The sequence below is a fragment of the Actinomyces timonensis genome (assembly GCF_040702965.1).
Classification (GTDB): domain Bacteria; phylum Actinomycetota; class Actinomycetes; order Actinomycetales; family Actinomycetaceae; genus Actinomyces; species Actinomyces timonensis_A.
The window spans coordinates 1,881,927-1,905,331 of record NZ_CP159989.1 but is presented as its reverse complement, the minus strand read 5'-3'; the positions used below and the strand labels follow the sequence as shown (position 1 = coordinate 1,905,331).

Here is a 23,405-nt window from a genome sequence, read left to right as displayed (position 1 = left end):
CCGCCGGAGGGCCGGGGCGGGGATGTGTCGAGGACGACGCCGCCCGCGCGCCCTCCCGGCTGGCTGCTCCCAGCGCCGCTGGCTACACTCCTGCGCTAACAGGCAGCGACCCGGCCGATTCGCCCGCGCGGCGATCGGGCATCACCGGCGAGCCTCCGGCAGAACAGCGCCGGGCCCCACGGGCCCGTCCGCCCAGTAGACCCGGACGGGACAGCCCGTCACAGCTGATGATGAAGCGGTCGCACCGCGCGCAGCCCTGGGCCGGGCGCGGAGCGGCAAGCGAGGTGGTACCGCGGTGCGGCCCCGCCGACCCGGGAGCCCCGGGCGGAGGGCGTCGGCGTCGTCCTCGTGATTCCCGTCCACCTGGATGTTCACGAGCGAAAGACGCGAGGCACATGGCTGAGCAGACCCAGCGGAGCGCCGCCGCCCACACCGGCGCCGCCTTCTACCCCCTGCACCGCGACGGCGAGCGGGTCGACCCCTCCCCGTCCTTCCCCGCCCTGGAGCAGGAGATCCTGGCCTACTGGAAGGCGGATGACACCTTCGTCGCCTCCGTCGAGGCCCGCCCCGCCCACGACGCGGGCGGGGACTCCAACGAGTTCGTCTTCTACGACGGCCCGCCCTTCGCCAACGGCCTTCCCCACTACGGGCACCTGCTGACCGGGTACGTCAAGGACGCCGTCGGCCGCTTCCAGACCCAGAAGGGCCGCCGCGTCGAGCGCCGCTTCGGCTGGGACACCCACGGCCTGCCCGCCGAGCTCGAGGCCCAGCGCCTGCTCGGCATCGACGACATCTCCGAGATCACGCGCCCCGGCGGCCTCGGCATCGAGGCCTTCAACGCCGAGTGCCGCACCTCCGTGCTGCGCTACACCAAGGAGTGGGAGGACTACGTCACCCGCCAGGCGCGATGGGTCGACTTCGACAACGACTACAAGACCCTCAACCCCGACTATATGGAGTCGGTCATCTGGGCCTTCAAGACCCTCTACGACAAGGGCCTGGCCTACCAGGGATACCGCGTGCTGCCCTACTGCTGGCACGACCGCACGCCCCTGAGCAACCACGAGCTGCGCATGGACGACGACGTCTACCAGGACCGCCAGGACAACACGGTCACCGTGGGCATGCCGCTGACCGAGGCGATCCTCGACGGCGCCCCCGAGCTCGTCCTCATCTGGACGACGACCCCCTGGACCCTGCCGTCCAACCTCGCCGTCGCCGCGGGGCCGGACGTCGACTACGCCGTCATCGAGGTGCCCTCCGGACTCGACTCCCCCCTGGCCGGCCGCCGCGTCATCCTGGCCGAGGCGCTCGTGGGCTCCTACGCCAAGGAGCTGGCCGCCGAGGGCTCCGAGCCCGCCGTCCTGGCTCGCCTGAAGGGCTCCGAGCTGGTGGGGCGCCGCTACCACCCGATCTTCGACTACTTCGATGACGAGGCCCACCGCGCTGAGGGCGCCGCCCCGGGCCCGAACGGCTGGACGATCATCGCCGGCGACTACGTCACCACCGAGGACGGCACCGGACTGGTCCACATCGCCCCGGCCTTCGGTGAGGACGACATGCTCGTGTGCCAGGAGGCCGGGATCGGCGCCGTCATCCCCGTCGACGACGGCGGCGTGTTCACCTCCGAGGTCCCCGACTACGCCGGGCTGCAGGTCTTCGACGCCAACAAGCCGATCACCGTCGACCTGCGCGACGGCTCCGGGCCGCTGGGGCGCCGGGACGAGTCCGCCCGGCCCGTCCTCGTGCGCCAGGCCTCCTACGTGCACAGCTACCCGCACTGCTGGCGCTGCCGCAAGCCGCTCATCTACAAGGCGGTCTCCTCCTGGTTCGTGCGGGTCACCGCCATCAGGGACCGCATGGTGGAGCTCAATCAGGAGATCACCTGGACTCCCGCCCATATCAAGGACGGCATCTTCGGCAACTGGCTCGCCGGGGCCCGCGACTGGTCGATCTCGCGCAACCGCTACTGGGGGGCCCCGATCCCCGTATGGGTCTCGGACGACCCCGCCTACCCGCGCACCGATGTCTACGGCTCCTTCGCCGAGCTGGAGGCCGACTTCGGCGTCGAGGTCACCGATCTGCACCGCCCCTTCATCGACGCCCTGACGCGCCCCAACCCGGACGACCCCACGGGAAAGTCGATGATGCGCCGCATCCCCGACGTCCTGGACTGCTGGTTCGAGTCCGGCTCCATGCCCTTCGCCCAGGTCCACTACCCCTTCGAGAACGTCGACTGGTTCGAGTCGCACAACCCCGGCGACTTCATCGTGGAGTACATCGGGCAGACCCGCGGCTGGTTCTACACCCTCCACGTGCTGGCCACCGCCCTGTTCGACCGCCCCGCCTTCACCTCCTGCGTCTCCCACGGCATCCTCCTGGGCGACGACGGCGCGAAGATGAGCAAGTCCCTGCGCAACTACCCCGACGTCTCCATGGTCTTCGACCGCGACGGCGCCGACGCCATGCGCTGGTTCCTGCTGTCCAGCCCCGTCGTGCGAGGGGGCAACCTCGCGGTAACCGACAAGGCCATCCGCGACACCGTGCGCCAGGTCCTCCTGCCCCTGTGGAACGCCTGGCACTTCTTCGCCCTGTACGCCGGGCAGATGAACGACGGCGAGGGGTACGTCAGCCCCGGCGTGGACCTGTCCGACGCCGCCCTGTTCGGGCGCAAGGGCTCCCTGCACGTCATGGACCGCTACATCCTGGCCCGGGCGCGCGACCTGGCCGACACCGTGGGAGCCCAGATGAGCGCCTACGAGATCACCGGCGCCACGGTGACCATCCGCGACTTCCTCGACGTGCTCACCAACTGGTACCTGCGCGCCTCGCGCTCGCGGTTCACCGACGACGACCCCGCCGTCGCCCGGCCCGCCTTCGACACCCTGGCCACCGTGCTGCGCGTCCTGACGGAGGCCATGGCGCCGCTCGCCCCGCTGGTGAGCGAGGAGATCTGGCGGGGGCTGACGGGCGGGCGCTCCGTGCACCTGACCGACTGGCCCGTCCTGCCCGCCCGCGTCGCCGACCCGGCCCTCGTGACCGCCATGGACGAGGCCCGCGACGCCGTCTCCGCGGCCCTCGGCCTGCGCAAGGCCGCGAAGCTGCGCGTGCGCCAGCCGCTGCGCTCCCTGCTCATCGCCACCGCGCAGCCCGAGGGACTGGCCCCCTTCGCCGATCTCATCGCCGAGGAGATCAACGTCAAGGCGGTCCGCGTCCTCGACGCCGCCAACGCCGGCTACGAGCTGCGCGAGGAGCTCTCCCTCAACCCGAGAGCCTTCGCCCCCGAGATCCGCAGGCTCACCTCCGCGCTCTTCGCCGCGGTCAAGGCGGGGGAGTGGGCCCTCACCGAGGACGGCGACGCGCGCTTCGACGGCGTGACGATCGACGGCGCGCCCGTGGTCCTGGAGGCGGAGGAGGGCTCCTTCACCCTCACCCAGCGCATCGAGGTCGACGACGACGCCTTGAGCGCCACCGTCCTGGCCTCCGGCGCCTTCGTGGTCCTGGACACCGCTCTTGACGAGGAACTCGAGGCCGAGGGCTGGGCGCGCGACCTCATCCGCCTCGTCCAGGACGAGCGCAAGGCCGCCGGTCTCCACGTGGGCGACAGGATCCGCCTGACCCTCACGGTCCCCGAGGACCGGGGCGTCTGGACGGGGGCGCACCTCGCCCTCATCAAGGCCGAGACCGGCTGCGTGGACGCCTCGGTGGTCACCAGCGCCTCGGCGGGGCGGCCCAGCGCTGCCGTCGTCCGGAGCGAGGGCTAGCGCTAACTGAGAGGGCGGCCCGCTCCCCGGAGCCGGGCCTCGCCCCCGCCGTATTCAGCGCGCACCGGAGCGCGCGATGAATTCTGGGAAAACTCTGGGAATGCGCATGGTAATAGTCTGATGTCGGACGAATTAATGGAGTGGTCCACCTCTTGGGGCTCCATCGAAGGTCGATATTCCATTGACACCTTTGGGGGGTATCGCTAGCCTGACATGTGTGTTCAATTCGCTTGTGATCATTTCGTGATTGGAGCGCTCGACTCGACATGCCCCAGTGAGACGGCGTTCGTCCTGGCCGATTCCCCGCGCTCCGCGCGGCTGATTCGCGAGCCCTCTCCAGCCCTGCTGAGCTGAGTCGGCCGAGATCCCGTCCTCATACTCAAAGGAAATCGATGGCCCAGGAGAACTCCACCGGCGTCCCCACCCCTACCGGCGTAGCGCCGCGCGCGGCGAGGCCGGGTGCCCACCCGGAAGTCCGCTCGGCGGAACCATCGAGCGGGGGAGCGCCGCTGGTATCCGTGATCGTCCCCTCGTTCAACTCCGAGGACCACGTCGCGGAGACGATCCGCAGCGTCCTGGCCCAGACCGTGGCGGACCTGGAGGTTATCGCCGTCGACGACGCCTCGACGGACTCCACCGTCGCCATCCTCACCGGCCTGGCGGAGCGGGACCCGCGGATCACCGTCCTGGTGCAGGAGGAGAACCAGGGGGTCGCCCGGGCGAGGAACCGCGGCCTCGAGACGGCCCGGGGGCGCTACATCGCCTACGTCGACTCCGACGACCTATGGGCGCCCGCCAAGCTGGAACGGCAGATCGCCTTCATGGGGAGGACCGGGGCCGGGGCGTGCATCACCTCCTACGAGACCATCGAGGAGGACGGCGAGCACCGGAACTACGTCCACGCGCCCCGGTCCTTCACCTACGAGAAGTTCCTCAAGAACACGATGACCTGCACGCTCTCCGTGGTGTTCGACACCACCATCGTTGATCGGTCCCTCCTGGTCATGCCCGACCTGCGCCGCGGGCAGGACGCCGCCACCTGGCTGCGGGTGATGAAGAGCGGCCACCGCTTCCACGGCCTGGACGAGTGCCTCGCCAAGTACAGGAAGACGGCGGGATCCCTGTCCTCCAACAAGATCAAGGCGGTCAAGCGCACCTGGCACCTCTACAGGGACGTCGAGCGCCTTCCCCGCCCCTACGCCGCCTACTGCCTGGCCTGGCAGCTGTCCCACGCGATGATCCGACGCCGGAGGAGCTCCTGATGAGGACACGGACGGCGGCGCTGCTCTCCCTCGCGGGCGCTGCCATCGCAGTCACGGGGACCAGCGCGCTCCGGGGCCGAGCCGCCCGCCGGGCCGGCGGGGTCGGCGCGGCCGGCGAGAGCCGCCGCATCGGCGTCATGGGCAGGATCGACCTCGGCGAGACGATGGTCGACGGCCAGACCGTCAAGACCCGGGTGGTCTACCGCCACCTCGCCCATCGATTCGGCGCCGACGCCATCCGCGCCGTCGACACCCTCGACTACCGCCACCACCCCCTGCGGGTGGCCAAGGACGCGGTGCGCTGCCTGGCCGTGTGCGACGACGTCGTCGTGCTCCTGTCCGACAACGGCCGCCGCTTCTTCTTCCCCGTGCTCGCTCTGGCCGCGAAGACGCGCGGCACGCGCGTCTTCCACAACCTCATCGGAGGCCGCCTCGCCGACGACATCGAGCGCGATCCCTCAGGCCGCCTGGTGCGCTACCTCAACGCCTTCCGGGTCAACTGGGTGGAGAGCCGGGCCCTCGTGGCCCGCCTGGCCGAGCTCGGCGTGCGCAACGCCGCCTACCTGCCCAACTTCAAGGACCTCGACACTGGCGCGGCCCGCCTCGACGCGCCCGAGGGCCGCCCCGCGCGCCTGTGCATGTTCGCCAGGGTGGTCCCGGGCAAGGGGGTCGAGAACGCCGTGCGAGCTGTGGCCTCCCTCAACGAGGACGCGCGCCCGGGCGGCCCCGAGGCCGTGCTCGACATCTACGGGCCGGTCGACGAGGACTACGAGGAGGAGTTCCGCGCCCTCATCGAGAGCGCCCCCCACGCCCGGTACATGGGCGCCGTCAAGCCCGAGCAGGGCGTGGCGACCATCCGGGACTACTCCGCCCTGCTCTTCCCCACCGAGTTCTGGGGGGAGGGAATCCCCGGAACCATCGTCGACGCCATGGGCGCGGGCCTGCCCGTCATCGCCAGCCGCTGGGCGTACTACTCCGAGATGCTCACCGACGGCGTGACAGGACTCGGCTACGACTTCGAGCGTCCCGAGGACCTCCGCTCGACCATCGAGGCCTTCCTCGCCCTGCCCCGCCAGGAGGTCGAGGCCATGCGCCGCGCCATACACGAGCGCGCCGAGGCCTACACCGCCGGCGCCGTCTTCGATCGGATCGCCGAGGCCATCACCGCCCGCCCCTGAGGCGCGGCCCCGCCCCACTTCCCCCGAACCACCCACGGATCACGAGGACAAGCGCAGATGACACCCACGCAGCCCAACGGCTCGCAGACGGCAACGCGATCGCAGCCCGCCATGCGAGTAATGCTCGTCACCCACGGGCTGGGCACCGGAGGCGCGGAGATGATGGTCCTCAACCTCGCCCGTGAGCTGCGGCGCGACGGATGCCCCGTGCTCGTGGCCTGCCTGGGCTCGGGGGGCACCGATATCGCCGACGCCCTGCGCGACGCGGGCGCGCGCGTGGAGGCGCTGGGCAAGAGGAAGGGCCCGGACCCCTGCGTCACCGCCGGGCTGCGGCGCCTCATCCACGACTTCCGGCCTACCGCCATCCACACCCACCAGCCGGTCCTCGCCTACGTCCTGCCCGCCGTGCGCCTGAGCGGGGCCCGCCCCCGCCTCATCCACACCGTCCACTCCGTGGCCACCCATGAGACCCGCCCGCCCGTCCTCCGGCGCTTCAACCGCTACGCCTTCAGGCACGGCGTCGTGCCCGTCGCGCTGAGCGAGGAGGTCCGCGACTCGATCTGCCGCGAGTACCGACTCGCGCCCGAGGGCGTCCCCGTGGTCCCCAACGGCGTGGACGTGGGCGCCTTCGCCTGCGAGCGCGATCTTGAGGCGGCGGGCGAGGGCGCTGGGCGGCGCGCTCCGCGCCTGCTGTGCGTGGCCCGGCTCGCGCCGGTGAAGAACCACGCCCTTCTCCTCGACGCCGTCGCCGCCCTGGCCCGCGCCGGACGCGACGCCAGCCTCACCCTCGTCGGCGAAGGTCCCCTCACCGCCGATCTCGACCAGCGCGCGAGGGCCCTCGGCATCGCCGACCGCGTCCGCTTCGCGGGCCCCCAGCGCGACACCGCCCCCTTCTACGCCGAGGCCGACCTCTTCGCGCTGGCCTCCGAGCACGAGGGCCTGCCCATGAGCGTCATCGAGGCCATGGCCGCGGGCCTGCCCGTCGTGGCCACGGCGGTCGGGGGAGTGCCCAGCATCGTCGCCGATGGCGCCAACGGCGCCCTCGTCAACCCCCGCGGCCCCCAGGCCACCCAGGAGATCGCCGCCGCCGTGGTCAGGATCTGGGAGGACCCCGAGCGCTACGGCCGACTCAGCCGCGCGGCGCTCGCCACCGCGGAGGACCACTCCGCACGAGCCATGATGGAGGCCTACTGTGACCTCTACCGCTGAGATGATCACCAGGGCCGGTTCCCGGCGCCCGCGGCCCCGATGGGGGCGGGGCGCCTCGACCGGCACGGCCGACGCCCTCAAGGAGGCCGTCGTCGGCTTCGCCCGGCGCTGCTACCCCCTGCGCTACCTCGGCCTGATGATGATCTGCGGGATCCTCATGAAGCCGAGCCTGGTCGATGAGAGCCCGTCCCTGGCCCCCCTGGTCAAGGCCCTCACCGCCGTCCTCTTCGTCGGGCTCGTCCTGGCCTGCCTCGCCCGCTCGGTGGCGCTGCCGGCCACGCTCACCCTCTTCATCCTCTACCGCCTCGCCTACCTGCCGCCCACGCTGCTGGGCGATGGCGACCTGCTCAACTGGGGCTACGCCTCCGTCGCCCAGGTGAGCGTGCTCATGGTCATCGAGCTGCACGTCGGCGCCGATGAGGACTCGCGCAGGCGGCTCCTGAGGGTCCTGACCGACCTCCTCCTCCTCTACCTCATGGTCAACGCCGCGATGATCCTCCTGGGGATCTCCAAGGACGCGGCCGCGGGCGCCCAGTTCTCCCAGCCCTCCTACCTCCTGGGCATCCGCACCAGGGTCACCGACACGATCTTCCCGGCCACGATGCTGGCCTTCCTCTACGACTCCACCTCACCCAGGCGCTGGGGCTGGCGCTCAGTCATCGCCGTGGGCTCCGGCCTGCTCCAGATCGCCTCCCTCCATGTGGCCACGGCCCTCGTGGGTACCGCCATCGCGGCCATCACCTACGTCGTGGTCGCCCTGAGGCCCCATGGGCGGGGCCTGCTGTCCATGAGGGCCGTCACCGTGGGCGGGCTCGTCATCACGCTGCTCGTCGTGGTGGCCCGGATCCACCTCCTGTTCACCTCCCTCATCGAGGGAGCCCTGGGCAAGTCGCTCACGCTGACCGGGCGCACGGACATCTGGGATTCGGCCCTGCCGATCCTCGCGGACTCGCCGCTGCTGGGCTACGGCATCAACCACGAGTTCGGCAGGTTCTCCCCCGGCGCCGACGGCGGACTGTGGCAGGCCCACAACCAGTACCTGCAGATCATGCACGACGGCGGGCTGATCGCCGTGGGCCTCTTCCTCGCCCTGCTGTGGGTGGCCGGCGCCCGGATGGACCGCTCGAGCTGCGACCCGCGCGCCCGTGCCGCCCTGACCTCTGTCTACGCGGCGATGTCGGTGATGGCCGTGAGCGAGATCTACATCTACAACATGGCCCTGTTCGTCCTCATCCCCTTCCTCGCCAGCCGGGTCGCCGAGCTGACGGGCGGCCCCCGCGCCGCCGAGACCGGGCCCATCGATAGGAGCGTCGTGCGATGAGCCTGCCCTCACGAGTGATCCATGGCGCGCGACGCTCCCTCTCCGCCTCCCAGTTCCGCCGCGCCTCCTCGGCCGGGGCCCTGCGCGCCGGAGAGGACTTGCGCCTGGGATCCTTCGCCCGCTGCTCCGCGGGCTCCACGCGCGCCCCCTCCGTGACCATCGGCGACCACGTCTTCCTCGACGCCACCCTCATGACGCGAGGCGCGGGATCCATCGCCATCGGCTCCCACTGCTGGATCGGCGGGGCGGGGTCCACCCTCATCGGCGCCGTCGAGTCGATCCGTATCGGCTCCGATGTCATCATCTCCACGCACGCCCACATCTTCGACCACAACAGCCATCCCACTGACCCCGAGGCCCGCCTGCGCATGACGCGGGGCGAGCACGGCGGGCCCCTGTGGGACTGGACCGAGGCCGAGGCCGCCCCCGTGGTCATCGAGGACAACGTGTGGATCGGGGAGTACACGATGGTGCTCAAGGGGCTGACCATCGGGCGCGGATCGGTGGTGGCCGCGCACGCCGTCGTCACCAAGGACGTGCCGCCCTACTCGATCGTCGCGGGCAACCCCGCCCGAGTCGTCAAGAGGCTGCGGTGAGAAGGATCCTGTCCCGCCGCCCCACCGGCAGCGCCGTCGACTCCCTGCTGCTGGCCAGCGTGAAGATCGTGACGCTGGGCTCGACCATGGCCAACACGATGATCCTGTCGCACAGCCTGTCCCTGACCGACTACGGCACCTACGCCCAGGGCGTCCTGCTGGTGACCATCTGCTCGGACTCCACCATCCTGGGGATGGCCGACGCCGTCAACTACTTCTTCAACCGCGGCGGGAAGCGGCGCCTCTCGCGCGCCTACGTGCGCGCCATCGTCATGATCCAGACGGTCGTGGGCGTGGTGACCGCCCTGGCGATGCTCCTCGCCCAGGGCGCCATCGGCGGCTACTTCGGCAATCCCCTGCTCCCCCCGCTCATCGTGCTGCTCATGGCGCGGCCCATGCTCACGAATATGACCAGCGTCTTCCAGGTCCTCATCGTCTCGATCGGGCAGGCGCGGGTCATCGCGATCCGCAACCTCGTGCTGGCGGCGCTGAAGCTCATCGCTGTCCTCATCACGGCCACCATCACCTCTGACCTGGGGATCCTGTTCGCGATGCTCCTCGCCCTCGACGCGGCGTCCCTGCTGTGGTTCTGGGACAGCTTCCGGCGCTGGCAGTACCCCGTGTGGCCGTCACTGCCCAGCTGGCGCCGCGTCCGCCAGATCCTGGGCCTCGCCCTGCCCATGGGCGTCTACGTGCTCACGGCCACCCTCATGAGGCAGATCGGCGCGCTGGTCATCGGCATGAACGAGCCCACCGAGCGCTACGCCGTCTACTCCAACGCCTCCATGGTCCTGCCCCTCGACCTCATCTCCGCCTCCTTCCTGACCGTCATCGTCCCGATCGTCACCCGCTACATCGGCGCCGACCAGAAGGAGCGCATCCGCGACCTCTTCCGGCACTACCTGGCCGTGGGCTACCTGACCACCGGGACCTTCGCCGTGGCCTGCCTCGTGGTGGCCCCCGAGGTCATGCGGGTGCTCTACGGCGCCCGCTACCTCGACGGCCTGGCCGTCTTCTGCCTCTACCTGGTCACAGCCATGGTGCGCTTCGCCAGCCTCTCGCTCATCCTGTCCGCCGCAGGCAGGACCCGCGCTCTCATGGTCGTCTCGTTGGCGGCCGTCGCCGCCAACGCGGTGCTGTGCCCCGTGCTCTACGCCCTCATCGGCTTCGTCGGGCCGGCCGTGGCATCCGTCGTCGTCAACGCGGCGATGACCTGGGCCCTCCTACGGCTCAGCCTGAAGGAGATCGGGGGAAGCCTGCGCTCGGCCTTCGACCCCGACGACCTGGGCCTCTACGCCCTGACCGCGCTGGCCTTGGCGGCCGCGGGCGCCGGGGCGCGCTGGGCGCTGGTCTCGGCCGGCGCCCCCGCGCCCGTGACCGCGGTGATCGTCTTCACCGCCGTGACCGCTGCGGTCCTCGCCCTCAACCGCAGATCCCTCATCGGCTCGCTGCGGGCGATCAACGCGATGAAGTGAGGGCCCGCGCCGACATGACCGAGAACGACCGACACGACTGATGTGACCGATATGACCGAGAACGACCGAAGAGATCAACTAGCAGGAAGGCTCCACATGTGTGACGCAACAGGACGGCCCGGCGTGGCCTCCCCCCACGGCATGGCACCGGCCTGGACCGGTGCACCCGGCTGCCCCGGCGAGGAGGTGGCCCGCTGATGACGCTCGAAGACCTCCTCCTGCTCGCCAAGCGCAGCTGGCGCATCCTCTGCGCCGGCATCGTCGTGGGCGCGCTCCTTGCGGCCGGCGCGGCGCTGCTCGGCCCCAGGTCGTACACCGCCGCCTCCATCGCCTACGTCAAGGTGGACGCCTCCATCGCCGCCGCCCAGGACAACCCGACGAGCTACCAGCTGGTCGCCTCCCAGCTGGCCGAGCGCAAGGCCAAGTCCCTCCTGCCCGTCATCACCTCCGAGACCGTGGCCCAGGGGGTCATTGACTCCCTCGGACTGGCGGGCACGACGCCCACCGACCTCGCCGAGTCCATCAAGGCCAAGCACGTCGCGGGCGCGGACACGGTCGTCGTCGAGGCCACCGCCGACTCGCCCGAGCGGGCCCGCAGGATCGCCGACGAGACCGTCCGGCAGTCCCACCGGGAGTTCACCGCGCTCAACGGCGATGACATCCCCGTGGGGGTTGAGCTCATGACCTCCGCCGAGCTGCGCGCCGCTCCTCGCTCGCCGTCGATCATCATGCTCCTGGGGGCCGGCCTCCTTGGGGGGCTCATCGCCGCCTACCTGGGCGTCCTCGTCGTCGAGGTGCTCAACAAGCGGGTGCGCGGCGCCAGCGAGGCACTGGCCGTCCTCGACTCGCCGGTCCTGGGCTCCCTGCCCCACTCCGACCGCATCAGGAACGGGGCGGACGCCTCTGACCCGGCCATCGAGGAGGAGCTGCGCAAGCTGCGCACCAACTTCATCCGCGCCACGGCGACCGCCGGCCGCAGCGCCGTCATCTCGTCGGCCCTGCGCGGCGAGGGCCGCAGCACCATCGCGGTGGGCCTCGCCCGGGTCCTGGCCCTGTCCGGCCACCGCGTCGTCCTCGTCGAGGGCGACCTGCGGGCCCCGTCCCTGGCCTCCGTCCTGGGGATCGATGGCCGCCGGGCGGGCCTGGCCCAGGTGCTCGCCGGCGCCGTCGCCGTCGAGGACGCGCTCGTGCGCACCTCCATGCCGGGACTGTCGGTCATCCCCGCCGGGGCCCTGCCCGGCAATCCCTCCGAGCTCCTGGGCTCGTCCCGGATGACCGAGCTCCTGGAGAGCCTGTCCGCCGAGGCCATCGTCCTCATCGACTCACCGCCGAGCTCGCAGGCCACCGACGCCGCGGTTCTGGCGGCCCAGGCCGACGGCGCCCTCCTCGTGGTCTCAACCGGCACCACCACCAGCGCCCAGCTGCGCCAGGCCGCCCAGGCCCTGGAGCAGGGCGGCGGCAGGATCCTCGGCGTCGTCCTCAACGCCGTCAACAAGCGGGGCTTCCTCGACGGGGGCCCGGTGGACACCCTGATCCCCGGCGGGGCGGGCCGAGCCGACGGCGCGCGCGGGGCGATCGGCGCTGGCGCCCCCGCGCCCGCGATCCCGTCCCGCGACGGCGCCCCCGCCGGGCTCCTCAGCGACCGGTCGGGAGAATCATGATCCAGTCAGCCTCCCTCAGCGCCTTCCCGACCGCCTCCGAGGCATGGAGGAGGAGGGCCTTCTTCCGCCGGGGCCTCCGCGCCGGGGACATCGCGATCATCCTCCTCGTCGTCGCGTGCGTGGAGAGGCTCTGCCACGTCACCGGCCGCGAGCACGTCGGCAGCGGCGTCATGCCCGCCCTCGTGATGCGGGCCCTGCTCATCACGGCGGTCGCCGTGACCTGGGGGCTGCTGCTGACCAAGGCCGACGTGTACCGCGACCGGGTCCTGGGCCACGGCGCCACCGAGTACAAGCGCGTGGTGTGGGCCACCGTCCTGGAGTTCGCCGGCTTCTCGATCCTGGGGTACATGGTGGGGGTTCGGCTGCCCACCGCCTACCTCGTGTCCGCCCTGGCGATCTCGATCGTGGCCCTCCTGGCCTGGCACTGGGCGGCTCGGCGCCGCCTCATCCGCCTCGCCGCCGCGGGGAGCCTCGCGCAGCCCGCCTACGTCGTCGGATCGGCCGGAGCCGTGGCCTCGGCCATCGACGAGCTCACCCGGCAGCCGGGGCTCGGCCTGCAGATCCGGGGGGCCTTCGTCTCCGACGCGGCCGCCCTCGACGGGCGCCCCGGCCTGCCTGTGCCCGTCATCGGGGAAGTGGGCAGCCTGCAGGAGACTGTGGAGAGCTCCGAGGGGATCGCCGTCGTGGTCGCGGAGGACTCCGGGCTCACCTCCGCCATGATCCGCAGGCTGAGCCAGTCCCTCGGCGCCGAGGGGCGCCTCATCATGCTGCCCCCGCTCCTGCAGATCGCCAGCTCGCGGCTGTGGATGCGCTCGGACCGGGGGCTGTCCGCCATCGAGATCCAGCAGCCCCGCGTCGACGTGGCGCACTCGCCGCTCAAGCGCTCCTCGGACATCTTCGCGTCCTTGCTGATCATCGTCCTGCTGGTGCCCGTATGGCTCATCGTCCCGCCCCTGATCTGGATGCAGGACCGCGGCCCGATCCTCTTCCGCCAGACCCGCATCGGCCTGAACGGCAAGCCCTTCAAGATCTGGAAGTTCCGCTCCATGCGGATCAACGCCGACGCCGAGCTCGCCGGGCTCCTGCGGGAGCAGAACCGCACGGGCAGCCCCCTGTTCAAGGTCGACAACGACCCGCGCATCACTCGCGTGGGCGCCTTCCTGCGGCGCACCTCCATCGACGAGCTGCCTCAGCTCTTCAACGTCCTGGCCGGATCGATGAGCCTGGTGGGCCCGCGCCCGCAGGTGGCCAAGGAGGTGGAGCTCTACGACGAGGAGGCCGCCCGGCGCCTGCTCGCCAAGCCGGGTATCACCGGGCTGTGGCAGGTCAGCGGCCGCTCCTCCCTCACCTGGGAGGAGGCCATCCGCCTCGACCTGTTCTACGTGGACAACTGGACCCCCGGGATGGACCTGTGGATCCTGCTGCGCACCGTCAAGGCGGTCCTCCTCCTGGACGGCTCGGCCTGACCGCCCGGCCTAGCCGGGCCGGAGCGCTGCCCGCGTCCGTTCCGGCCGCTTACCGCCCGCGTCGATCGCGGAGCCTTCCCGCATCCCGATTCCTCACCGCCACCAGCGCGCTCTCCCAGGCGCGCGGGGGCACCACCGAATGATCCTGATGATCCGGCCCCATGAGGGCTGGGAGGAGAGGAGCACACATGCGCATCTCGATGATCGGATGCGGCTATCTCGGCGCCGTTCACGCGGCGTCGATGGCCGAGATCGGGCACGACGTCGTAGGCATCGACGTCGATAAGAGCCGGATCAGCGCCCTCGCGGCCGGGACCGCGCCGTTCTTCGAGCCGGGCTTCGAGGAGGTGCTCTCGCGCAACGTCGCCTCCGGCCGCCTCCGCTTCACCACCGACGTCTCCGCCGCCGAGGGCTGTCAGGCCCACTTCATCGGTGTTGGGACGCCTCAGACGCCCTCCGGCGCGGCCGATATGACCTATGTGGACAGCGCCGTCGACGCCCTGGCGCCCCACCTGGGCGGGTTCTGCGGGGGCGAGGAGATCGTCGTCGGCAAGTCGACCGTCCCGGTGGGCACGGCGGCGCGCCTGGCCGAGCGGTTCGAGGCCGCGGGCGCCACCCTGGTGTGGAATCCCGAGTTCCTGCGCGAGGGCTTCGCGGTCAAGGACACCCTCGAGCCCGATCGCATGGTCTACGGCCTGCCGGCCGACCCCTCACGGGCCGAGGCGGCCGCCGCCGTGCTCGATGAGGTCTACGGCCCCATCCTCGCCACCGGCGTCAAGCGCCTGGTCATGGACTACGCGACGGCGGAGCTGGTCAAGGTCAGCGCCAACTCCTTCCTCGCCATCAAGATCTCCTTCATCAACGCCGTCGCCCAGATCTGCGACGCCGCCGGGGGCGACGTCACCGCCCTGGCCGAGGCCATCGGCCTGGACGCGCGCATCGGCCACCGCTTCCTTCGTGCCGGCATCGGCTTCGGCGGGGGATGCCTGCCCAAGGACATCCGGGCCTTCCGGGCCCGCGCGGCCGAGCTGGGCGCGGGCGAGGCCCTCGAGATCCTCGCCGAGGCGGACCGGGTGAATCTGCGGGCCCGCGCCCTCGTGCTCGACAAGGCCCGTCAGATGCTCGGTGACGGCCTGACCGGTGCCCGCGTGGCGATCCTGGGCGCCGCCTTCAAACCCGACAGTGACGACATGCGCGACTCTCCCGCCCTCGAGATCGCGGGCCAGCTCGCCGCCCTCGGAGCGCGCGTGGCGATCACCGATCCTCAGGCCGGCGCCATCCTCGCCGAGCAGGACCGCGAGGGGCTGGAGGTGTGCGCCACCGCCGATGAGGCGCTGCGCGGCGCCGATCTGGCCGTGCTGGCCACCGAGTGGCGCCAGTTCACGTCCATCGACCCCGCGCGCGCGGCCTCCCTCATGCGCCGCCCCAACATCATCGATGGCCGCAACTCCCTTGACGCGGCGGCCTGGAAGGAGGCGGGCTTCTCCTACACGGGGATGGGGCGGCGCTGAGGCCGCCCCGGGGCCAGTACAGTTGCCTCTCGCGGGCCAGCGCGGGCATGGCGCGGGACGCGGGCGATGAGGAGGACGAGTGATGACCCACCACCAGGGACCCGGCTCCGCTCCGAGCGCTGGGGGCAGCCCCGGCAGCGGGGGCGGGGCACCCTCCCACCCGGGCGCGGCTTTCGGCATCCCCGCCCATGCCACCGCCGAGGAGGCCGTTGACGCCGTCTTCGGCGGTGGTGCCGGGGACGGGGGAGAGGGGATCGACCCGGCGCTCCTGCCCTACCTCGAGGCCGCCGACGCCCCCGCGGCCGGAGCGCCGGACTCCGCGGTCGCCAGCCTCAGCCTCGCCGAGGCCCGCCAGGCCCGCAGGGCGCGGGCCGAGGCGCGATCGGAGGCCGAGGCCGAGGACCTGGCGGCCCTGCGCGAGCTCGTCGCCCACAACATGCTGGCCTCGGGCGACCCCGATGAGCTCGACGCGCTCCTGGCCGAGGTCGACGCCGACGACTCCGATGACTGGGAGTCCTGGGAGCCCGTGCTGCCCGACACCGGGAGCGATCCCGACGGCGGTCAGGACGATCCGGCGCGCGGGGGCGATCCCGGTGAGCACGACGCCCACCGCGAGGCCCTGCTGGCGGCGGCCCGCGGCGTCGAGGTGAGCGAGCGCATGCGGCAGGTCGAGGCCGAGATCCTCTCCCGCGCCCCCGAGCACCGCGTCCAGCCCTCCCTTGAGCGCATCGAGGCGGTGATGGACATCCTGGGCCACCCCGAGCGCGCCTACAGGGTCGTCCACATCACCGGCACCAACGGCAAGACCTCGACCGCCCGCATGGTCGAGCGGCTGCTGGCCGCCGCGGGCCTGCGCACCGGCCGATTCACCAGCCCGCACCTGGCCACGATCCGCGAGCGCATCAGCCTGGACGGCGAGCCCATCAGCGAGGAGGGATTCATCGCCGCATGGGAGGACATCGCCCCTTACATCGCGATGGTCGACGAGCGCTCCCAGGCCGACGGCGGCCCGAGGATGAGCTTCTTCGAGGTCCTCACGGTCATGGCGCTGGCGGCTTTCGCCGATCACCCCGTGGACGCCGCCATCATCGAGGTCGGCATGGGCGGCACCTGGGACTGCACGAACGTCGTGGAATCCGACGTCGAGGTCATCACGCCCATCGGCCTGGACCATGCCTCCTGGCTCGGCAGCACGATCCGCGAGGTCGCCCAGAACAAGGCGGGCATCATCAAGGACGGTGCCACCCTCATCACATCGGTCCAGGCGCCCGAGGCGCAGGAGGTCATCGCCGCGGCGGCGGCCGAGCACCGCGTCGTGTGGCGCAGGGAGCTCGACCCCGATGAGGACCCCGGCGAGCCGGGCGCCGGGGAGCTGAGCGTGCGCTCGCGCGAGCTGGCCGTGGGCGGCCAGCTCGTCACGCTGGCCACGGCCGCCGCCGTCTACGAGGACGTCTTCGTGCCCCTCCACGGCGAGTACCAGGCGCGTAACGCGCTGCTGGCGCTCGCGGCGGCGGAGGCCTTCTTCGGGGGGCGCGCCCTTCCGCCGGCCCTCGTGGAGGAGGGCTTCGCCTCGACGACTTCTCCGGGGCGCCTGGAGGTCCTGCGCTCGTCCCCGACCGTCATCGTCGATGCCGGGCACAACCCGCACGGCGTGGCCGCCCTCATGCCGGCCATCGAGGAGGCCTTCGGCTTCAGGCACCTCATCGCCGTCATCGGCGCCATGGCGGACAAGGACGTCGAGGGCATCCTGTCGATCCTTGAGCCCGCCTGCGACGCCGTCGTCTGCGTGCCCATCGACTCTCCCCGCGCCATGGACGCGGAGGACCTGGGCGCTGTCGCCAGGGAGGTCTTCGGGGAGGACCGCGTCCAGGTGGCGCAGGCCCTCGCCGACGGGGTCGACCGCGCCGTCGCGCTCTCCGAGGGCGAGGACGGGCCGATGACCGCCTCAGGCGTGCTGATCGTGGGCTCGGTCGTCCTGGCCGCCGAGGCGCGGGCGCTGTTCCGCCGCCCCTGACCCCGCTGACGCGGTATCGTCGCCCCACCGCGGCGGCCGTGGCGATGGGGCCCGATCACCGGTCCCGCCCATGATCCCGCCGGGAGGCGCCCGACCACCACCGACCCCGAAGGACACCTCATGACCGCCTCACCCAGCCGCATCCTCATCCTCATCAAGCCCGACGGCGTGCGCCGCCGTCTCACCGGCGAGATCCTGCGCCGCATCGAGGCCAAGGGCTACGCCCTCACCGCCCTCAAGCTCGTCACCCCCACCGAGGAGGTCCTCGCCGCCCATTACGCCGAGCACGTGGAGCGCCCCTTCTACCCCGGGCTCGTGGAGTACATGACCTCCGGGCCGGTGGTCGCCGCCGTCGTGGAGGGCCACCGGGTCGTCGAGGGGTGCCGCTCCCTCATGGGCGCTACCGATCCGACCACGGCGGCGCCCGGCACCATCCGCGGCGACCTGGCCCGCGACTGGGGCACGAGCGCCATGGAGAACCTCATCCACGGCTCGGACTCCGAGGCCTCCGCCGCCCGCGAGATCTCCATCTGGTTCCCCGGCTCGGCTGAGGCCCTCGCTCGCTCCCATGCGATGGCGGCCCGTCCCCTGAGGGGGCGGGCCGCCATCGTGTGAGGGCGATCCGGGGCCGGCGGAGCGGATCAGTGGCGTCAGTAGTGGCTGACCACAGTCGTGCCGTTATCCGCCCAGGCATACATCCACTGGGCCTCGTCAACGGGCATGTTGAGGCAGCCGTGCGAGCCCGAGTACCCGAAGGAGGAGCGCCACGGAGCGCCGTGGAAGGCGTAACCGCTGTAGAAGTAGCTCACCCAGGGCACGCCCTCGGTGACGTAGTCGGAGCCATCGGCGTTCTGGCCGCGCATCGTCTGCGTCTCGTACTTGAGGTAGACGTGGAAGGTGCCGGTGACCGTGGGGGTGTCAGCCGCGCCATCGACGACCGCGACGGGCCCGCGCACGACGGTCGCCCCCTCGTAGGAGGTCACCGTCTTGGCGGAGAGGTTGACATCCACCCACTTCTCGCCGGGGGCGGCCTGGTACCCGAGGTTCTCCGCGCCGTCGGCGATGGTCCGCTGCGTCCACTTCTCCTCGCCGACCAGCATCTCGAAGGTCCCGGAGTAGCCGGTGCCCTCGCCCAGGGCCTTCGTGATCGAGGCGGCCAGGGCGTCCACGTTATTGACCGTCTGGCTCTTGACCGCCTCGACGGGGGTCGCCACGACGTCGCCCTTGGAATTGACGTTCCTCGTGCCCTGGACCTCGTCGATGTTCTCCTCGCTGGCCTGATCGCTCACCCAGGAGGAGACCTTGGCGGAGTCGATCGACAGGGCCGGGGCGGCGTCGTTGCTCGTGGACACGATGATCCAGGAGGCCTTGGTGGAGTCGTCGGGGCTGTAGGAGTGGTTGCCGGAGGCGCCGGAGATCGTCACGTCCTGGCTGATCCAGCTGTTCGCGGTGTCGGCCACCGCCTGAGCGTCAGCGTCCGAGACCGCGGGCGGCTGGGCGCTCATCGACACGGAGGCGCTGGCCGGGGCCAGGGCCGAGGCGGCCTCGGCGCCGGCCCGGGCCAGGGGGGCGGGGTCGATGCTCGTTCCGGCCACCGCCGGCGTCACCGTGAAGGAGGCGCCACCCGCGTCGAGCCCGATCTCCGCGTTGCGCGCGCGGATCTTGTCGGCGGGGATGAGCGAGGAGGCGTAGGCGTCGGTGACGGCGGTGTCGGTGGTCGTGACCACGGGAAGGTCCTCGGACGAGAACAGCGCGGTCAGGCGGTCGCCGGCGGTGGCGCCGCGCTTGAGGGCGGCGTCGGCCGTCGCACCCGCGTCCACGGTGATGCCGAGGTCTGCCAGTGTCGCGGTGGCGGTGGCGTCCCCGGAGACGGCGACCGTGGCTGATTCCGATCTCGATGCGATCATCGAGACGATCTCATCGCGCGTCATGCCCGACACATCGGTCCCCGCGATCGCGGTACCGGGAACGGCCCGGTCCGCGTAGTGGCTCGTGTAGGCGTAAGCGCCCGTGCCCGCACCGGCCACGAGCAGCAGCAGTCCCAGCCCCGCCCACAGGGGCCAGCGGCGATGGCGCCTGGGCGCCGCCGCCTCGGACCTGTTGTCCAGAAGAGTCTCTCCGGTCATCACAATGCCTTCGATCATGCACGCCCCGTGAGCCCCCTCCTTGGGGAGGGGAGGGGCGTGCTGTCCCAGTCCGGCCCCGCGCGCGCAGGACCGGCCATGGAACCATCACACGACACCGCGTCCTCGGAGTCAACGCCCTTGGCTGCGAGTTCCCTGTGAGATCCCTTAACGCCCGCGAGAATCCGCGGTTCATGGGGCGCACGCGGGGAGTCCTCCCCGCCCTCGGCGCCAGCGGGCGGGCAGGGCCGGCCGCACGGCGCGCCCGGGAGGAGCGCGCGGGGCCCCATGGGCGCGCGGCCGGCGGCGGCGCGACTAGACTCCTGCCCATGTCTGCCATCTCCTCCGCCGAGGTCGCGCGGGTCGCGGCGCTCGCGCGAGTGGCCCTGACCGATGAGGAGGTGACGCGCCTGGCCGGTGAGCTGGACGCCGTCGCCTCCTCCTTCGCCCGGGTCACCTCCGTTGTCACCCCCGATCTGCCGGCGACCTCCCACCCCGTGCCGCTGACCAATGTCCTGCGCGAGGACGTTCCCGGCCCGACGCTCGACGTCGACGAGCTCCTCGCCGGCGCCCCCGCGGCTGAGGACTCGATGTTCCTCGTGCCCCAGATCCTCGGAGAGGAGTCCGGCTCATGAGCGACGCCCACCCCTTGGCCTCACTCCTGCGAGCCACTGCTGCCGAGCAGGCGGCGGCCCTGGCCAGCGGTGAGGTGAGCTCCCGTGAGCTCACCAGCGCCCACCTGGAGCGCATCAGCGCCGTCGACGGGGCCGTCGGGGCCTTCCTCGACGTCGACGCCGACAAGGCCCTGGCCGACGCCGTCGCGGCCGACGCCGCCCGCCGCGACGGCACCGCCTCCAGCGAGCTCACCGGCGTGCCCGTGGCCGTCAAGGACCTCTTCGCGACCCGCGGGCAGGTCACCACGGCGGCCTCCAGGATCCTTGAGGGATGGGTCCCGCCCTACGACGCGACGGCCGTGACCGCCCTGCGCCGCTCCCGGTTGCCGATCCTGGGCAAGACCAACCTCGACGAGTTCGCCATGGGCGGCTCCACCGAGCACTCCGCCTTCAAGCGCACCGCCAACCCGTGGGACCTCGGGCGCATCCCAGGGGGCTCCTCGGGCGGCTCGGCCGCCGCGGTGGCCTCCTATGAGGCGCCGCTGGCCCTGGGCACCGATACCGGTGGCTCGATCCGCCAGCCCGCCGCCGTCACCGGCACCGTCGGCGTCAAGCCGACCTACGGCACCGTCTCACGCTTCGGCGTGATCGCGATGGCCTCCTCCCTGGACACGCCCGGCCCCATGGCCCGCACCGTCCTGGACACCGCCCTCCTGCACGACATCGTCGGCGCGCACGACCCGCTGGACTCCACCTCGCTGGACGACGCCCCCCGGGGCATGGCCGCCATCGTCCGCGCCGCCCGGGCAGGGCGGGACCTGACGGGCCTGCGCGTGGGCGTCATCTCCGAGCCTCGATGGCGGTGAGGGCTACGACCCCGGCGTCATGGATTCCTTCCACGCCGCCCTGGCCCTGCTCGAGGCGGCCGGCGCCAGTGTCGAGGCGGTCGGCCTGCCCCACCTGGAGTACGCGCTCGACGCCTACTACCTCATCATGCCCGCCGAGGTCTCCTCCAACCTCGCCCGCTACGACGGCATGCGCTACGGCCTGCGCGTCGAGCCTGCCAGCGGCCCCGTCACCGCCGAGACCGTCATGGCCGCCACCCGCGGCGCGGGCTTCGGGGATGAGGCCAAGCGGCGCATCATCCTGGGCACCCACGTGCTCTCCGCGGGCTACTACGACGCCTACTACGGGTCCGCCCAGAAGGTCCGCACCCTCGTGCAGCGCGACTTCGCTGCCGCTTGGGAGCGCGCCGACGTGCTCGTCTCCCCGACAGCGCCGATCACCGCCTACCGCTTCGGGGAGAAGGACGATCCCCTGGCGATGTACAAGCTGGACGTCACGACGATCCCGGCCAATCTCGCGGGCATCCCGGGCATGAGCCTGCCCTCGGGCCTGAGCGGGGGGCTGCCCGTCGGCTTCCAGATCCTGGCGCCGCAGCGCGCCGACGACCGCCTCTACCGCGTCGGCGCGGTCCTGGAGGCGGCCCTGGAGGAGCGCTGGGGCGGGCACCTGCTGGCCCAGGCCCCCGAGCTGGAGGAGGAGCAGCGATGAGCGACACCCTGATGGACTACGACGAGGCCGTGCGCCGCTACGACCCGGTCATCGGCCTGGAGGTGCACGTCGAGCTCGGCACCGCCACGAAGATGTTCGACGCCGCCCCCAACGCCTTCGGCGGGGAGCCGAACTCCCGCGTCACCCCCACCTCCGTGGGCCTTCCGGGCGCGCTGCCGGTGGTCAACAAGCGGGGCGTGGAGTACGCGATCCGCATCGGCCTGGCCCTGGGCTGCGAGATCGCCGAGTCCTGCCGCTTCGCGAGGAAGAACTACTTCTACCCCGACCTGGCCAAGGACTTCCAGACCTCCCAGTCCGATGAGCCCATCGCCTTCGACGGCGCCCTGGAGGTCGAGCTCGAGGACGGCGCGCTGTTCACCGTGCCCATCGAGCGCGCCCACATGGAGGAGGACGCGGGCAAGAACACCCACATCGGCGGCGCTGACGGCCGCATCGAGGGCGCCTCGCACTCCCTGGTGGACTACAACCGCGCCGGCGTGCCACTGGTGGAGATCGTCTCCCGCCCGATCGTCGGCGCCGGGGCGAGGGCGCCGGAGGTGGCCGCTGCCTACGTGCGCTCCCTGCGCGACATCTTCAGGGCCCTCGGGGTGAGCGAGGCCCGCATGGAGCGCGGCAATGTGCGCGCCGACGTCAACGTCTCCCTGCGCGAGGGCCCGGACGCGCCACTGGGCACCCGCACCGAGACCAAGAACGTCAACACCTTCCGCGGGATCGACGCCGTCATCCGGTATGAGATCTCCCGTCAGGCCGCCATCCTGGCCAGCGGGGGGCAGGTTCTCCAGGAGACCAGGCACGGCCAGGCCGACGGAACCACGCGCGCCGGTCGGGTGAAGTCCGACGCCGACGACTACCGCTACTTCCCTGAGCCCGACCTCGTGCCGGTGGCCCCCAGTCGGGAATGGGTCGAGGAGATCCGCGCGGCCCTGCCCGAGCTCCCTGCTGCCAAGCGCCGCCGCCTCAAGGCCGAGTGGGGCCTCAGCGACACCGAGATGCGCGACGTCGTCAACGCCGGCGCCCTGGAGCTCATCGAGGCCACCGCCCGGGCCGGCACCACCGGCCAGGCCGCCCGCAAGTGGTGGATGGGCGAGCTCGCCCGCGCCGCCAAGGAGCAGGAGGCCGCGCTGGAGGAGCTGGCGATCACCCCCGCCCAGGTGGCAGAGCTTCCAGGGACTCGTGGACTCGGGGCGCTTGACCGACAAGCTCGCCCGACAGGTCCTGGCCGGCGTGCTCGCGGGCGAGGGCGATCCTGAGGCCGTCGCCTCCGCGCGGGGCCTAGAGGTCGTCTCCGACGAGTCCGCGCTCACGGCCGCCATCGATGAGGCGCTGGCCGCGCAGCCCGACGTCGCCGACAAGATCCGCGGCGGCAAGGTCCAGGCCGCCGGCGCGATCGTGGGCGCCGTCATGAGGGCCACCAAGGGCCAGGCCGATGCCAAGCGCGTGCGCGAGCTCATCATGGAGCGCGTCCAGGGCTGAGGCGCGGCGCCGCCGCCCCTCGGCGACCCGCTCCCGGCGCCCTGGCGCGCCCGTCACAACGGCGGGCGCGCCAGGGCGCCTCTCGTGGAGGGACAGGTCGTGGGGAGGACTGGGGAATCAGACAATCGCGGGTCCCCTCGCCTGACGGTGGCGCCGGATCCTA

General features: G+C 71.8%; 14 protein-coding genes and 2 pseudogenes. 15 read left to right on the top strand and 1 reads right to left on the bottom strand.

Going from position 1 to position 23,405, the window contains the following annotated elements; all coding sequences use genetic code 11:
* Window positions 1-395 precede the first annotated feature (395 nt).
* The 12 genes from ileS (at window position 396) to ndk (ending at window position 18,072) form a co-directional block, all read left to right on the top strand.
* Window positions 396-3,764 carry an isoleucine--tRNA ligase gene (gene ileS, locus ABXS69_RS08270; RefSeq protein ID WP_366180212.1) on the top strand — a complete coding sequence of 1,123 codons (3,369 nt, stop codon included), beginning with the start codon at window positions 396-398 and terminating at the stop codon, window positions 3,762-3,764.
* 518 nt (window positions 3,765-4,282) lie between these two features.
* Window positions 4,283-5,026, top strand: a complete 744-nt coding sequence (locus tag ABXS69_RS08265; protein ID WP_366180211.1) for a glycosyltransferase family 2 protein — start codon at window positions 4,283-4,285, stop codon at window positions 5,024-5,026.
* A complete protein-coding gene (locus tag ABXS69_RS08260) occupies window positions 5,026-6,204 on the top strand; it encodes a glycosyltransferase family 4 protein (protein ID WP_366180210.1) in 1,179 nt (392 codons plus the stop codon). Before ABXS69_RS08265 ends, ABXS69_RS08260 begins: the two co-directional genes overlap by 1 nt.
* Window positions 6,205-6,261: 57 nt before the next feature.
* Window positions 6,262-7,413: a glycosyltransferase gene (locus ABXS69_RS08255; RefSeq protein WP_366180209.1), complete on the top strand. Its 1,152-nt coding sequence runs from the start codon at window positions 6,262-6,264 to the stop codon at window positions 7,411-7,413.
* Window positions 7,397-8,734 (top strand): O-antigen ligase family protein, encoded by a 1,338-nt coding sequence (locus ABXS69_RS08250; RefSeq protein WP_366180208.1) that lies wholly within the window; start codon window positions 7,397-7,399, stop codon window positions 8,732-8,734. Before ABXS69_RS08255 ends, ABXS69_RS08250 begins: the two co-directional genes overlap by 17 nt.
* Window positions 8,731-9,330 (top strand): acyltransferase, encoded by a 600-nt coding sequence (locus tag ABXS69_RS08245; protein ID WP_366180207.1) that lies wholly within the window; start codon window positions 8,731-8,733, stop codon window positions 9,328-9,330. Before ABXS69_RS08250 ends, ABXS69_RS08245 begins: the two co-directional genes overlap by 4 nt.
* A complete protein-coding gene (locus ABXS69_RS08240) occupies window positions 9,327-10,805 on the top strand; it encodes an oligosaccharide flippase family protein (protein ID WP_366180206.1) in 1,479 nt (492 codons plus the stop codon). The genes ABXS69_RS08245 and ABXS69_RS08240 overlap by 4 nt, the downstream gene beginning before the upstream one ends.
* Window positions 10,806-11,002: 197 nt before the next feature.
* Complete coding sequence (locus tag ABXS69_RS08235; RefSeq protein WP_366180205.1) at window positions 11,003-12,466, top strand: polysaccharide biosynthesis tyrosine autokinase; 1,464 nt, start codon at window positions 11,003-11,005, stop codon at window positions 12,464-12,466.
* Entirely contained in the window at window positions 12,463-13,932 is a 1,470-nt protein-coding gene (locus ABXS69_RS08230; RefSeq protein WP_366180204.1) for a sugar transferase, read from the top strand. The genes ABXS69_RS08235 and ABXS69_RS08230 overlap by 4 nt, the downstream gene beginning before the upstream one ends.
* A gap of 188 nt (window positions 13,933-14,120) precedes the next feature.
* Window positions 14,121-15,443, top strand: coding sequence for a UDP-glucose/GDP-mannose dehydrogenase family protein (locus ABXS69_RS08225; RefSeq protein WP_366180203.1), 1,323 nt, complete (start codon window positions 14,121-14,123; stop codon window positions 15,441-15,443).
* Window positions 15,444-15,525: 82 nt separating this feature from the next.
* Window positions 15,526-17,457 carry a folylpolyglutamate synthase/dihydrofolate synthase family protein gene (locus tag ABXS69_RS08220; protein ID WP_366180202.1) on the top strand — a complete coding sequence of 644 codons (1,932 nt, stop codon included), beginning with the start codon at window positions 15,526-15,528 and terminating at the stop codon, window positions 17,455-17,457.
* Window positions 17,458-17,577: 120 nt separating this feature from the next.
* Entirely contained in the window at window positions 17,578-18,072 is a 495-nt protein-coding gene (ndk, locus tag ABXS69_RS08215) for a nucleoside-diphosphate kinase (RefSeq protein WP_366180201.1), read from the top strand.
* Between the two features lie 35 nt (window positions 18,073-18,107).
* On the opposite strand, the gene ABXS69_RS08210 is transcribed toward ndk, so the two are convergent.
* Window positions 18,108-19,583: a L,D-transpeptidase gene (locus ABXS69_RS08210; protein WP_366180200.1), complete on the bottom strand. Its 1,476-nt coding sequence runs from the start codon at window positions 19,581-19,583 to the stop codon at window positions 18,108-18,110.
* A gap of 326 nt (window positions 19,584-19,909) precedes the next feature.
* Between ABXS69_RS08210 and gatC the strand changes: the two genes are divergently transcribed.
* The 3 genes and pseudogenes from gatC (at window position 19,910) to gatB (ending at window position 23,242) form a co-directional block, all read left to right on the top strand.
* A complete protein-coding gene (gene gatC, locus ABXS69_RS08205) occupies window positions 19,910-20,215 on the top strand; it encodes an Asp-tRNA(Asn)/Glu-tRNA(Gln) amidotransferase subunit GatC (RefSeq protein WP_073451236.1) in 306 nt (101 codons plus the stop codon).
* Window positions 20,212-21,748, top strand: a pseudogene (gatA, locus tag ABXS69_RS08200) (Asp-tRNA(Asn)/Glu-tRNA(Gln) amidotransferase subunit GatA). The gene gatC and the pseudogene gatA overlap by 4 nt, the downstream one beginning before the upstream one ends.
* Window positions 21,745-23,242, top strand: a pseudogene (gene gatB / locus ABXS69_RS08195) (Asp-tRNA(Asn)/Glu-tRNA(Gln) amidotransferase subunit GatB). The pseudogenes gatA and gatB overlap by 4 nt, the downstream one beginning before the upstream one ends.
* The last annotated feature ends 163 nt before the right edge of the window (window positions 23,243-23,405 follow it).

Bases quoted from the DNA above. Each gene is read 5' to 3' on its own strand.
- ileS (WP_366180212.1), top strand. From the start codon at position 396: ATGGCTGAGCAGACCCAGCGGAGCGCCGCCGCCCACACCGGCGCCGCC.
- ABXS69_RS08260 (WP_366180210.1), top strand. From the start codon at position 5,026: ATGAGGACACGGACGGCGGCGCTGCTCTCCCTCGCGGGCGCTGCCATC.
- ABXS69_RS08255 (WP_366180209.1), top strand. From the start codon at position 6,262: ATGACACCCACGCAGCCCAACGGCTCGCAGACGGCAACGCGATCGCAG.
- ABXS69_RS08245 (WP_366180207.1), top strand. From the start codon at position 8,731: ATGAGCCTGCCCTCACGAGTGATCCATGGCGCGCGACGCTCCCTCTCC.
- ABXS69_RS08235 (WP_366180205.1), top strand. From the start codon at position 11,003: ATGACGCTCGAAGACCTCCTCCTGCTCGCCAAGCGCAGCTGGCGCATC.
- ABXS69_RS08230 (WP_366180204.1), top strand. From the start codon at position 12,463: ATGATCCAGTCAGCCTCCCTCAGCGCCTTCCCGACCGCCTCCGAGGCA.
- ABXS69_RS08225 (WP_366180203.1), top strand. From the start codon at position 14,121: ATGCGCATCTCGATGATCGGATGCGGCTATCTCGGCGCCGTTCACGCG.
- ABXS69_RS08220 (WP_366180202.1), top strand. From the start codon at position 15,526: ATGACCCACCACCAGGGACCCGGCTCCGCTCCGAGCGCTGGGGGCAGC.
- ndk (WP_366180201.1), top strand. From the start codon at position 17,578: ATGACCGCCTCACCCAGCCGCATCCTCATCCTCATCAAGCCCGACGGC.
- ABXS69_RS08210 (WP_366180200.1), bottom strand. From the start codon at position 19,583: ATGACCGGAGAGACTCTTCTGGACAACAGGTCCGAGGCGGCGGCGCCC.
- gatC (WP_073451236.1), top strand. From the start codon at position 19,910: ATGTCTGCCATCTCCTCCGCCGAGGTCGCGCGGGTCGCGGCGCTCGCG.